This window comes from Streptococcus mitis (assembly GCF_001579045.1).
GTDB lineage: Bacteria > Bacillota > Bacilli > Lactobacillales > Streptococcaceae > Streptococcus > Streptococcus mitis_D.
The window spans coordinates 21169-33393 of sequence record NZ_KQ970266.1 but is presented as its reverse complement, the minus strand read 5'-3'; the positions used below and the strand labels follow the sequence as shown (position 1 = coordinate 33393).

At 32.2% G+C, this 12225-nt stretch carries 12 protein-coding genes and 1 pseudogene; 1 reads left to right on the top strand and 12 read right to left on the bottom strand.

From position 1 onward, the window contains the following. Positions 1–132: 132 nt before the first annotated feature. From SMIDD28_RS10465 to SMIDD28_RS10450, 4 genes and pseudogenes are all read right to left on the bottom strand, one after another. On the bottom strand, positions 133–588 hold the full coding sequence (locus SMIDD28_RS10465) for a hypothetical protein (RefSeq protein ID WP_042900233.1): 456 nt from the start codon (positions 586–588) through the stop codon (positions 133–135). A gap of 294 nt (positions 589–882) precedes the next feature. After that, positions 883–2073: an acetate kinase gene (locus SMIDD28_RS10460; RefSeq protein WP_061425887.1), complete on the bottom strand. Its 1191-nt coding sequence runs from the start codon at positions 2071–2073 to the stop codon at positions 883–885. 49 nt (positions 2074–2122) lie between these two features. Next, positions 2123–3076, bottom strand: coding sequence for a class I SAM-dependent methyltransferase (locus SMIDD28_RS10455; RefSeq protein ID WP_061425886.1), 954 nt, complete (start codon positions 3074–3076; stop codon positions 2123–2125). A gap of 60 nt (positions 3077–3136) precedes the next feature. Then, positions 3137–3340 (bottom strand): annotated as a pseudogene (locus SMIDD28_RS10450) (SAM-dependent methyltransferase); the annotation flags it as partial. 462 nt (positions 3341–3802) lie between these two features. Here SMIDD28_RS10450 and SMIDD28_RS10445 point away from each other — a divergent pair. Next, positions 3803–4279: a GNAT family N-acetyltransferase gene (locus tag SMIDD28_RS10445; RefSeq protein ID WP_061425884.1), complete on the top strand. Its 477-nt coding sequence runs from the start codon at positions 3803–3805 to the stop codon at positions 4277–4279. A 204-nt stretch (positions 4280–4483) separates the two neighbouring features. Here SMIDD28_RS10445 and SMIDD28_RS10440 read toward each other — a convergent pair whose 3' ends face one another. Genes SMIDD28_RS10440 through SMIDD28_RS10405 form a run of 8 tightly spaced genes read right to left on the bottom strand, consistent with a single transcriptional unit; the run spans position 4484 to position 11825 of the window. Then, positions 4484–5923 (bottom strand): AMP-binding protein, encoded by a 1440-nt coding sequence (locus SMIDD28_RS10440; protein WP_061425883.1) that lies wholly within the window; start codon positions 5921–5923, stop codon positions 4484–4486. After that, positions 5913–7133 (bottom strand): MFS transporter, encoded by a 1221-nt coding sequence (locus SMIDD28_RS10435; RefSeq protein ID WP_061425882.1) that lies wholly within the window; start codon positions 7131–7133, stop codon positions 5913–5915. The genes SMIDD28_RS10440 and SMIDD28_RS10435 overlap by 11 nt, the downstream gene beginning before the upstream one ends. An 8-nt stretch (positions 7134–7141) precedes the next feature. Further along, on the bottom strand, positions 7142–8383 hold the full coding sequence (locus SMIDD28_RS10430; RefSeq protein ID WP_196756378.1) for an ATP-grasp domain-containing protein: 1242 nt from the start codon (positions 8381–8383) through the stop codon (positions 7142–7144). A 10-nt stretch (positions 8384–8393) separates the two neighbouring features. Further along, positions 8394–8633, bottom strand: coding sequence for a phosphopantetheine-binding protein (locus SMIDD28_RS10425; RefSeq protein WP_061425880.1), 240 nt, complete (start codon positions 8631–8633; stop codon positions 8394–8396). Then, the gene (locus SMIDD28_RS10420) at positions 8630–9616 is read right to left on the bottom strand and encodes a hypothetical protein (RefSeq protein ID WP_155719338.1); all 987 of its coding nucleotides are present in this window, start codon (positions 9614–9616) and stop codon (positions 8630–8632) included. Before SMIDD28_RS10420 ends, SMIDD28_RS10425 begins: the two co-directional genes overlap by 4 nt. Positions 9617–9620: 4 nt before the next feature. Next, entirely contained in the window at positions 9621–10349 is a 729-nt protein-coding gene (locus SMIDD28_RS10415) for a HesA/MoeB/ThiF family protein (RefSeq protein WP_061425878.1), read from the bottom strand. Positions 10350–10351: 2 nt separating this feature from the next. After that, a complete protein-coding gene (locus tag SMIDD28_RS10410) occupies positions 10352–10600 on the bottom strand; it encodes a ubiquitin family protein (protein ID WP_061425877.1) in 249 nt (82 codons plus the stop codon). Further along, positions 10590–11825: an SUMF1/EgtB/PvdO family nonheme iron enzyme gene (locus SMIDD28_RS10405; RefSeq protein ID WP_061425876.1), complete on the bottom strand. Its 1236-nt coding sequence runs from the start codon at positions 11823–11825 to the stop codon at positions 10590–10592. Before SMIDD28_RS10405 ends, SMIDD28_RS10410 begins: the two co-directional genes overlap by 11 nt. Between the last annotated feature and the right edge of the window lie 400 nt (positions 11826–12225).

Sequence of the window (12225 nt, the reverse complement as noted above, 5' to 3'; positions counted from 1 at the left end):
CATCAATATACTCTACAGTTGTATTTGGAACCTTTGTTTCGTTAGCTTATGCAATCCCTATAAAACTCGGTACCATAATAAGCAAAGTCGTAGCAATAACAATACATTTTGTAATTATCTTTTTCATGTCATTCACTCTTTCTGAAAGAAATCGTGTTGTGCTAAATAGTCATAATGTTGTTTGTTAAATTGATACTGTCCTAAATGTTGACTGATATTACCTACATCTACTGAAAAGATGTACTGTTCACTTTGATAGTGCCATTTAATTCTGACTGTGTTCAAGACTGTGTTATAACTAAAATCTTCAACTTGACTCCAGGACATCTCAATGACTTGATTAGGACGATTTTCAGTTACATCACTAATGTCCATCAAGTAAATCCCCTTAGATGTGAATGACATAATCTTTGGCTTCACACTCGACTGAACATAGTAGGCTCCTCCTATAATGAAAAAATCAATAAAGGATTTCAGCCATGTCTTTTTCTTAAAAGCCATCAGAAAATTCCTTTGTCCCTCGATATGACAAGTTGAAAGAAATGATTCAATCTGTTTTTCTGTTGCAAATTCCATAATAGTACCCATGATGTTACCTCCATAACTATAAACCAAGAACGATACAACAGCTCTTATAACTTATTACAGTTCTATTATAGCATAAATTGTAAGCGAATACAAGCGAAAATTGACATAATATAAAATATTAATCGATGACACCTGTCATTCTAAGCGAAAATTAGAAATAAGTTATCTTTTATCACTTTTAACTCTTCTCAAAAGCAACAACAGCTATCCTTTCAAAGCTAGTTAAGTTTAAAAAAAGAAGCTGGAAAAATCTCTTTCCCAACTCCTTGTACGGAATATTTTTTCTAGTTTTACTTATTTTTTCAAGCGTTCAACATCACGAGCAATGACTAGTTCTTCATCTGTTGGAATAACCAAAACACGAATCTTCGCTGCCTCTGTTGAGATGTCTCCTGTCACGCCAAAGACGTTCTTTTCTGGATCAACATCACAGCCAAACCAAGAAATGCCTGAGATAACATCCTTACGTACAGCAGCTGCATTTTCTCCGATACCTGCTGTGAAGATAATAGCATCTGCTCCATTTAGGACTGCAAGGTATTGACCGATATGTTTTTGGATACGATCAACATACATTTCATAGGCTAAAGTGGCATCGTGGTCCCCTTCTTCCATAGCAGCAATCACATCACGCATATCACTAGATTTGCCTGAAACACCCATAAGCCCTGATTCACGATTAAGGACACGACTAATGTCTTCAGGCGTGTTAAAGTCCTCTGTATATTGCATTAAGTAAGGAATGATGGCTGGGTCAATATCCCCTGTACGAGTACCCATCATCACACCACCAAGTGGAGTGAAGCCCATTGAAGTATCCACAGATTGACCACCTTTAACGGCTGTAATAGAAGCTCCATTACCGATATGGCAAGTGATCAATTTCAAGTCTTCTAATGGACGTCCCAAGAGTTTTGCTGCTTCTCCTGCTACAAACTGATGGCTTGTCCCATGAGCACCATATTTACGAACCTTGTTTTCTGTGTAATATTTTGTTGGTAGAGGGTAGCGATAAGCTTTCTCTGGCATAGTTGTGTGGAATGAAGTATCAAAAACAACTACGCTGGTAATGTCTGGCAACAATTCCTTGAAGGCACGAACACCTGCTGCATTGGCTGGATTGTGGAGAGGAGCCAACAAACTCAACTCTTCAACTTTTTCTAAAACATCTCCCTCAACAACTGTTGATTCTTTGAAATATTCTCCACCTGCAACAACACGGTGGCCAACACCAGTAATCTCATCATAAGCCTTGATAATATCGAAACGAATCAAGTCATCCAATAAAATTTTAACAGCTTGTGTGTGATTTTCGATATCCAAAATTTGTTGTTCAGAACGGCCGTCAAATTTTACAGTTGAAATTGAATCTTTCAAACCGATACGTTCAATCAAACCTTTGGCTAACACTTTTTCCTCTGGCATTAAGTATAATTGCCATTTCAAACTTGAACTTCCTGCATTGATTGCGATTGTTTTTGTCATTATCAATTACCTCTTTTAAGCGTTTTCAACTATTATAACAAAATCTATTTTATATTTCAGTACCTTGAGTCCATTTTTGAAAATTTTCTTTAAATTTCATTAAAACACTTGCATCTTGCAAGCTAGCAAGTGGATAAACAAAGGGTTCTACTGCTATTTCACTTTTCTTCTGTAAGATAAAAATGGTCTTGGATTGTTTGGCATTGGCAAAGAGATTTTCAGGCAAACTAATCATAGCAACCAGACTTGCCTCCTCTTTCAACCACCCCTTTAACAAATCACTTTGAGGACTGGTCAACAAATCACTCGGAGCTAGAAAAATAGCATATCCATCTGACTTGAGGTACTTAAGTCCTTGTTCCATGAGCAAGTGATGGGCGTAAGTATGTTCTTGGCTAGAAGCAACTTGATGGCGCGCTGCAACGGCATCATCAGGATAATAGCCGACAGGTAAGTCGCTGATGACCACATCGCTTTCTTTGAGCATTTGCGGACGAACGGCATCTCCTTGGACAAAGCCAGCCCGCAAACCAATTACATCTGCCATACTAGCTGCCAAATCAATCAGCAAATCATCCACTTCCATTCCCAAGTAATCCACCTTTTTATCAAGCGAGGTCAAGAAAGTAGCACCCAGAATTCCTATGCCAGAACCCATTTCGAGGATAGTGATTTCCTCCTCTTTAAACAACTCTTCCACAATAAACACCAAAAGCAAAGCAATGGCATCTGGCGTAAACTGGTGATTGGCCTGCAAGGGTTCTGTTTGCCCAGCCTTCATCAAGAGAAACTGGTAGGTCTTGAGCCATTCTTCTTTGCGAAGTGCTAAACGTTTAAGGGCCTGATTGTTGTCTTTGACCTGCTCTAGCTCAGTTTCACCATCCAGATAGATGCTGTTTTGCTCCACCAAGGCATCATAAAAATTGGTCGCCAAATCACTTTGGATGACTTGGACATTCTCTAGTAAATAGGTATAAGCTTGTTCAATTTTTTCAAAATCCATATTCCTATCTTATCAAAATTCCCTGCTTTTTTCCATCCTTATAGAAAAATCACTCCCTAACTAGGCGAGTGATTTTTGGGCTACTGTTAAAAAGAGTTCTGAGTAATTTCCTTGAAACAGGTCTTCAGCGCTATAGAGGATCTGACTATGTACAGATGAAAAACCATGCTCAATTAGCTTGTTTTCCAGTTCAGCTAAATCAAATCCATGATGGTTAGCTTCTGTCTTGGTAAAATCAGCAACGAGGAGTTGTCCATCTTTCCTAGAGAAAAAACGGGACATGAACTGATTTACTATTTTTACAGAGTTTTCCAAGTGTTATACTAAGTTTCCATTTATATCTTTTCCCATTTTCCCAACAAATTTTTAAACAGTTTTTATTTATTGTACAATTAGAAATGGTATATTTAATATTATCGTTGGTAAACTTTTATATGATAAAACTGGTTCAAGTGCTGCATTTGGATTAACTTTTATGATTGAAGCTCTTATTGGTATATTGTTGCAGATATTTACGGGCACTGCTATAGACAAACTTAATCCAAAGTGGATTATGAACCTATTTGGATCTATAAAAGATTTTTCTACTTTTAATAAGGAAAATAAAAGATTAAAGCAATAACTCTAAATATATCTGATTTTTATAGGACATTTCATAAAAAAATCTACATACCTAGAGTCCTATTTAGTTATGTATCTTACATAAAGAGAAAGGAATTAATTATTATGAAATTATCTTTATATAGTGAAGTTGACCATTACCATTCTTTAAGTTCTTATTCTTTAAATGATATTACACATACTGATACCCCAAAAAATATTATTGAAAAGTCTAAAAAAGATAAGTATAGATACGCAATAGTAATACTTAATAAAGACCATAAAGTAATTGGATTTTTTTGCCTACATCTAAACACTGGTCCTAAAGAGTATGGCTATTATCAAAATGATTATGCGCTTATTAGAGGATTTTCTATTGATGATAATTTCAGAAATCAAGGATATGGTTCCAATGCTCTGAATGAAATATTTGAATTCATAGACTCAACTTTAAAATTAGAAATTAACCATATTATATTGGCTGTAAATGAAAAAAATATATTGGCTCAAAAAGCATATAGAAATTCAGGTTTTTTTGTTGTGAAGAAAGATTTAGAAGGAAAAAGGGGGAAATTAATTATTATGGAGAAAAGCAGAAACTAGTATCATTGCTAGTTTCTGCTTTTCTCTAAGTCTGCTATAAATTTAGTATTCTATCTTATTTACATATTTTGAGAGAAATAATCTATATACTAAACTTTTATGTTTATAATTCATTCCTTTCGTTTCACTCAAGGCACAATACAGAATGAAAAAGTGTTGTGCTCTTTAACTAAATTAAGTTAGTACCCTTATCACATAACTTTATCAGTTAATATATTTTTCTAAAATAATAGATTTTAAAATTCCTAGATTTCTTTTTCCTGTAACTGTTAATGGAAAGTCTTCATTTAACTTAATTAATTTATTCAAACTACAATATTCAGGTAATACAGATAAAATCAATGAATTTACTGATTGGATATCAACGTCCACACCTTTGTAAACACCAATCAAAAAAGTATTTTCTCCAACCGACAAAGAAATAATCCACAAATCAATATCTGTATAGAATCCACTTACAATTGCCTCTATCTCATGTAAATCAACTCGATATCCACGAATTTTAATTTGAGTGTCTCTTCTTCCTAAAAACTTATACTTACCCTCTGAGTTGTTTATTGCGACATCACCTGTATCAAAAATATTCCCTTGACAGACTGGTTTATCATTTGAATTTAAATATGATTTTAAAATATATGGCGAATTAATTCTAACCATAAATTCTTTTTCTGTCATAGGAATCATCTCAAAGTCTACACCGTCAATGGGTTCACCTAAAATACCAACATCATTAACACTATTAATAAATATACCTGATGTATACGAATGTTCCGTCTGACCATATAATGAGTAGAGTCTGGCACCACTAAACATTGAACTTACTTTTACAAAATCACTTTCCAGTACTGCTTCCCCTCCTAAAACGCAAAGTCTTAAAGATTTTACATCTTTTTTACAAAATCTAAAGAAAGAACGTAGCAATGTGGGAACACTATGCCAAACAGTTATTTCATGTTGTGGCAGCCAAATCTCTAATTTGCGTAACATAAGAATATTTCGTATATCACATACAAATAGAGAAGCACCAGATAGTAAACTTGAATATATATCAATGATAGAGGCATCATGACCTAAGCTAGAAAACAACGTTAGCCTATCTTCGCTATTGATATCTAATCTCTCAATATATTGTGTTGCAAAATGATAAACTGACTTTTTTGTCTGGACAACTGCTTTAGGGATTCCTGTAGAACCCGAAGTATATAAGTGATACATATCGTTAGGAACTTCATTATAAACTTTAGACATGAAAACATTTTTTTTAACAGATCCATTTTTCCTAATTGAAAAAAAATCTAGTTTGGGGTATTTCTCTTTTAAATCTTGCACAACTCTTTTGTCTTCTGTTGCAATTATTATCCCTGTAATATTTGAAATCTCAATCATTTTTTCGATTCTAAAAGTTGGTAAATTATCAACAATAGGAATAAATGTTTTATTAAGAAATAAACAAATTAATTCTGCGATTATACCTTCCGAACTATGTGAAGTTAGTATTCCAACATTCCCCACAGTATTTATTCTATCTAAATTAAGCTTTATAACATCTCCTAGTTTTCCGTAACTAATAGCTTTATCTTTATCCCAAAGAGCAATTTTATCCTTATGCTTTTCAATATTTTCTGCAATTTTCTCAGCTAGCATCTCTTCGTTCTCCCATCCTTAAAAAGACATTCAATAAAATAAAACTCAACAATATAACTCCTCCAATAATTAAAGACATTGTTATATTCCCTAAATTAACCGATTTATTGAGATTTGAACTCAAAAATGGTATTAAAAAAGTTGTTGCTAGTGAAATACTCATTTGTCTTACTCCAGAAATTCGGCCTAAGAATTCCTTTTTAGCTTCAGTCTGTAAAGTCAAATTAAAACTAGAGGATGATATACTATTTCCAACTCCCAATATAAACATTACAGAAACCAAATGATACATATCTATACATATAATAGATAAAAAGCAGACTAATTGAATCGCTAATCCAATAATTGATAAAATTATATTCCCATGAAATTTTCTTGCTCGACCAAACCACTCCACACCTAAAATTGCTCCTATAGCAAACATTGCATCCCAAATCGATAACCAGTAATCTGACAATCTAAAATGATTCAACAATGGTGCATAAAGAATGTTAACATAATTTGCTATTACAACATCGGTTACTCCTAAAATAGCAAGATATAAAATTAACTTTCTTTCAAACAAATGCATTACTAATTCTCTCCAGTCATAAAGAACATTTTTAAACTTTAAAAGATGTAATGACTTTAAAAATCTATTTGTATTCTTATCTTGATGTTCTATTTTAGAAATAAACATGGTATAAGAAGACACAAGATAAGAGACACCGTTTAAAAAGATTGCTAAATATGGTGAGAATCCTATAATTACCCCTGCTATCCCTGCACCTATCAACTGCCCAATTTGTTGAAATGCTGAGACTCGAGAATTATACTTTGCGAGTTCTGCTCCATCTGCAATCATTGGACCGAGTACAAAAATAGAGGTTCTGTAAAATGGTTGAAGTAAACTAAGTAACGTAGCTGCAAGAATTAAAAAATTTACATCAACAAAATAAGCTAGCGCCCCACATGTAATAATTATAGTTCCTCTAAATAACTCTGCCCAAATAGCTGATATCTGAGCAAATCCCTTATCACTTATGACGCTGGCAAAAGATTGCGTTAAGAATGAAAGAAAAGCTTGCAAAACTACAATAAATGCGAAACTGGATGTTTTTCCTGTATGGCCATATAGTATAATGCCGATAGCTAAAGTATACATCCCATTTCCAATATTTGAAATTAACATCCCTATTGGTAATATCACATTCGGTTTCCTTTTTTTCATTATTTTACCTATCCATATGATACAATTATGTTATTATCCATATAGTTCATATAACTTTCTATTTCAAATTCTGAATTCACACTTTCAGGTAGAAGTCCAATTACCCAAGCAAGATACGATGACGACATACCTTCTCTAGGGAGGTATGACCCAATCTTTCTTCTAAATATTACAGACTTAATATTAGAATCTTCAGCTAATTCTTTTTTTACATCAAGCCCCTTTATTTTTCCAGCTCCTTCATAAGATACGTTATACCAAAAAAACCTTTTTTGGGGAGTAACGATGATTTCTTCTGTATTGTTATAAGCTGCTATTAAACTAGGTGTATTTGCAATAATCAAATATTTATAAAAATCAATTTCCGTTGATTCTGTTAAAATTCGGTAAAGAGCTCCACCAGCTCCTGGACGTAAAGCAGCCTCTATTAAAAATACTTTACCATCCATTACTCTAACCTCAGTATGTGTACAGCCATTTTTCACCCCTGCCGCACTAATCCCCTTATAAGTTTCTTCGAGTATTTTTGCTCGTGTTTCATAATCTAGTTCAGTGTCAGTAAAATAAAGTCTATCTGGAAAATCTGGTTCCTTTGGAGTACTCTTACTTAATATGCCACTTAAAATTGGCTTACCATTAACCCAGATAGTATCCACAGAGTATTCTGCCCCTGTTACAAATTGTTCAATGATGAATCCTGATCTCACTTTTCCTTCATTTGCAAGTGTTGTTAAATTATATCTCAAAATTTGCTTAATTTGTGATTGTAGTTCAGAAAAAGAGAAAATCTTTTTCACTCCTGCACTAGCCGCTCCAAAAACAGGTTTTACAATTACGGGATAGTGTAAATCATCTCTATCTATATTGGCGTTATGAAAAATTCCATACGACTTAGGGGTAGAAACTCCATTTTGTTCCCAACATTCTTTCATCGCTTTTTTATCACGTAGGTTTGTGTAGGAACTTCTATTATTGATTGAAACCCCTAAAAATTCAGAGATTTTTGCCATTTTATATGTCAATTGTTCAATACAAGATACAACTCCAACTATATCTTCATATTTTCCTTTTAAATATTTAGCTATGTCCATTTCTGATTTTGAAAAATCAATTAGTTCATATCTGTAATCATTGTTAATGTCCCAAGCATCAATTGTATATAAAAATATAGGTTTATATCCAAACATGATTGCGTTTTTATAAATATATGGAACACTTGAACTCTCAGTTAAAATAAATAGATGTTTCATATAATCATCCTCATGCATTATCCTCTAATAATTTCAAAATCTTACCAACTGTTGATATATCATCAATGTCAAAAGTATCGTAATTAATTTCAATATCACACAATTCCTCAATTCGAAGCACAATTTCCATAGTTGCTAAACTGTCAACACCAATTTCCTTAATGGAACTATCTTGGTACTCTTCTGGATTGTTTATAATACCATTTAGTATAGACTCTTCTATGATTCCGCTAAAAACTTCATTAATCATTTTTTCTCCTTTGATAATACATATGAATGGACTGAATTTTGAAACACTGAATAATCCTCGCTAAGCTTAATAAGTGAAACCATATAGTTTTTATAGAAAGCTTTGTTTAACTTACTATTAAGTAAACTAAACCATTTAAACAGTGATTTTAAATCATTTCTGACATTTGTTATCGATTCTCGTATAATATCATCGTCATCAAACTCTATAATCATTTCCCAACAATTTAATATTGGATTAATTTTATTAGCAATATGTTTATACATTCGCAATTGATTTTTTTTGTTAATCCCATTCTCTAATATTTGGGGCTCTTCATTCTCAAAATATCCAATTAACTTTTGAAAAGCATTGCAGTTAGGAACCATAACCTTTTTATCTCTATAGAGATTGCCGTGCTTTATTTCATATTGGTATTCTCCTATCAAGATATTTTTCAAGACATTTTCAATTTTAAGATTTTGGTGTTTTTCAAAAAATTGATCCGCTTTAATAAATGAAAGTGATACCTTCCCCTCTTCTGTAAGTGGAAATCTATCTAGAAGCTCATTAATAGTTATAGGTGTATAAACCTTCCTCATAGTTTCATTAGTTTTAGTAATATAGACAATATCACCTTTAATATCTTCAATTAATGTATTTGTATTATAAAAACTTCCATCTTTATGAACTGTTTTTAACATAGCATAAGCCATATAGCCATTAGAAAATCGTTCTGTTAGAATTCCAGAAAGCTCTTCGACAGTGCTCTCGATATCCACACCATAATTCGCTTTTAATTTATCAAAACCATTATAATTATATGGTAATAGCGGCTCGTTACCATCAGAATATTGAAAACCTAAGTATCTATCAATAAATAAAACTTTAAAAAAATTGAATTTATTAATTCTTTGAAAATAATGGAACATACTTCTATCATAGCAGACAAATGGTAAGCTTTCACTCTGCTCGTAATCACTTAATTCTCTTATATCTGACATCACATCAACCTCTTTCGCTACAAGCTTTACAGTCGTTTCTTCTTAAAAAATTAATTTTTTCGATTGTATTTCCCAATAAGTCAATTTTTAAAAAATAGTTCTTATAGTTATATCCTACCAAATATTTCAAGGCTTCAGAGGCTTGCCATGTTCCAATTACACCCGCAGTTGAACCAACAATTGGAATTTCTCTTTTTTCACAATTTGATGAATTCGGGAATAAACATTCGTAACAAGGTAAATCCTTATTATTAGGATCGAACATATATAAATATCCTTCAAATGATTCTACTGCTCCAAAAAGAACCGGTACACCATGCTTAATAGAATGCTGGTTTAGAACAAGTCTGGTTGCAATGTTATCAACTGCATCAATTATTAAGTCACAATCTTTAAATATTTCTTCAGCAGATTCTATTGTAATTTTATTTTCATAGTAATCTACTTCAATTTCACTATTCAATCTGCTCAATGTTAAAAATGCGGATCTAGCCTTGGACATTCCCAGTCTAGTTTCATTATGAAGTATTTGCCGATTAAGATTACTAACATCAAATATATCAAAATCAACAATTTTGATATGACCTACTCCAGCTGCTGTTAGATAATATAGAATAGGTGATCCCAGACCTCCCGCTCCTACAACAGCTATTTTTGAATTTGTTAATTCTAATTGTCCCTCTTCTCCTATTTGTTCTATCAAAATTTGTCTTCTATATCTAGTTGTACTCATTTTCATCCTCCACTTAATTGTAACATTAAGAACAATTCATCTGTCGGTTGAATATCTACAACAGCTAAATTATCTCGTTTGAAATCTAGAATAGAGCCATTTTTAGCAATGATACAATTCCATTTTAATTTACCATTTTTGTCTAAAAACGTATCTTTAAATTCTGAATCAATCTCTATTAAATAATTGATACCACTTTCTAAATTATCTGTTGTGTAATCAACTTCCTTACTCAAATACTTAAATTTCATATTTACCTTCTTTCATTACTCTAAACGTTATATCTTTTGCAAAAAAATCTTTCAACTCAAACTGGCTAACGATTTGTCTACACATCTCAGGAAATGCTAAGTAGCTACCTCCTTTTGTAGGAGCTATTGAATTTTTTTCACTCTCACACCATTCCCATGCATTACCTTGCATATCGAATAAACCAAACTGATTAGATTTTTTTGTACCTACTTTATGAAGTTTGTTATTAGAATTTTCTGAATAAACAGCAACTTCCATCAATTCAGGGTTATAATGCTCCCAAAAATTCTCACCAACTTTATCATCACAATACTTAGTCCAAATTTCTTCCGTTAGTAATGAAGTCCCTGTAATTTCGGAAAACAATTTTGCGCTGTACCAGCTTATATTTACTACAGGAAAATCTTTATATTCATCATCAAATATATGTTCTGGAAAGACTTGTTTGTATTGAAAATTTGTTATTGGTGTATTAGAGATCATTCTAGTATTAGAAACTTTGCTATAGTTTAAATCAACTTCTACCTTGTTCATCTCTTTCCAAGTGCTGTATAACCTTTGAATATCTGGTTCCTTCTTATTTTTACAATAAATCAGAATTTCAACGAGAACTTCGTGCGGTAATCCTGGTGTTGATAATAGTTCACTTAAAACAGAAATTTGTGCCTCCCTACTTTGGTTACCAATCGAATTTAAAATGGTATTCACAAAGTAAAATTCTGTCTTTTCTTTAAAATTAGAGACTCGACTATCTAAAGAATCAATAACTACTAGCTCTCTCTCCTCAAACCAGTCTTTTGTAACCTCAAAAACACTTAAAGAAGGCTTATGAAAATTCCTCATACTAATAATCAAGTGCCATAAGTTAGGAGACGGATGTAGTTCTTTATCAACAATTGAAAAAATAGCTGGATGTCTTAAATGTACATGAAAAACACCTAATTTTTTTAAATTATTAGTCATCAAGTGTTGTTCAAACCTAAATGTCTCTTCCATACTTGACACAAAACCAGCATTAACATTATTTTCATAATACTTTCCTAATTTAATAAATCTTTCCGAATTCTCCTCATTTTGCCTATCATCTGAATCAAAAATATAAAATGAACTGGCAATGTTATCATTGTTGTCAGACAAAAAATAGCCAAACATTTTTTTAGGATAATTTCTTTGTAATTCTAAAATAAATTGTTCAATAACATATCTATAAATTTTTATCTCCATCGTCTTCCTCTCATTAACTATAAATTAAGGAGCTGCAGTCTTCTAGTATAAATTTAGTATATTTGATATTTCCTTCAGATAGTACAGAGAAGGGTAACTTACCTTTGAGCTATTATACCTAAAATTTTAAGCACACATCCCCATCTAATTCTAGACATAACTATTTTCTCTTACTTACTACTGCATCGAAAAACATCTTTTAAAAACTCAATATGGACGTTACTTTTTTTGTTCAAATTGAGATTTTAAGCACATCCTACTATAGAATTATGTACCACACTAAAGTACTCCCTATTATCCTCCAACAATTATGATAATGTCCATAAGTAAGGTAAAAATCACAATTAAATTTAAATGTTTTTTCAAAGTTACTCCCCCTTTCAATAATTTTATTGTATAA

Coding starts and splice junctions, on each gene's coding strand:
- SMIDD28_RS10465 (WP_042900233.1), bottom strand. CDS start 588: ATGGGTACTATTATGGAATTTGCAACAGAAAAACAGATTGAATCATTT.
- SMIDD28_RS10460 (WP_061425887.1), bottom strand. CDS start 2,073: ATGACAAAAACAATCGCAATCAATGCAGGAAGTTCAAGTTTGAAATGG.
- SMIDD28_RS10455 (WP_061425886.1), bottom strand. CDS start 3,076: ATGGATTTTGAAAAAATTGAACAAGCTTATACCTATTTACTAGAGAAT.
- SMIDD28_RS10445 (WP_061425884.1), top strand. CDS start 3,803: ATGAAATTATCTTTATATAGTGAAGTTGACCATTACCATTCTTTAAGT.
- SMIDD28_RS10440 (WP_061425883.1), bottom strand. CDS start 5,923: ATGCTAGCTGAGAAAATTGCAGAAAATATTGAAAAGCATAAGGATAAA.
- SMIDD28_RS10435 (WP_061425882.1), bottom strand. CDS start 7,133: ATGAAAAAAAGGAAACCGAATGTGATATTACCAATAGGGATGTTAATT.
- SMIDD28_RS10430 (WP_196756378.1), bottom strand. CDS start 8,383: ATGAAACATCTATTTATTTTAACTGAGAGTTCAAGTGTTCCATATATT.
- SMIDD28_RS10425 (WP_061425880.1), bottom strand. CDS start 8,633: ATGATTAATGAAGTTTTTAGCGGAATCATAGAAGAGTCTATACTAAAT.
- SMIDD28_RS10420 (WP_155719338.1), bottom strand. CDS start 9,616: ATGTCAGATATAAGAGAATTAAGTGATTACGAGCAGAGTGAAAGCTTA.
- SMIDD28_RS10415 (WP_061425878.1), bottom strand. CDS start 10,349: ATGAGTACAACTAGATATAGAAGACAAATTTTGATAGAACAAATAGGA.
- SMIDD28_RS10410 (WP_061425877.1), bottom strand. CDS start 10,600: ATGAAATTTAAGTATTTGAGTAAGGAAGTTGATTACACAACAGATAAT.
- SMIDD28_RS10405 (WP_061425876.1), bottom strand. CDS start 11,825: ATGGAGATAAAAATTTATAGATATGTTATTGAACAATTTATTTTAGAA.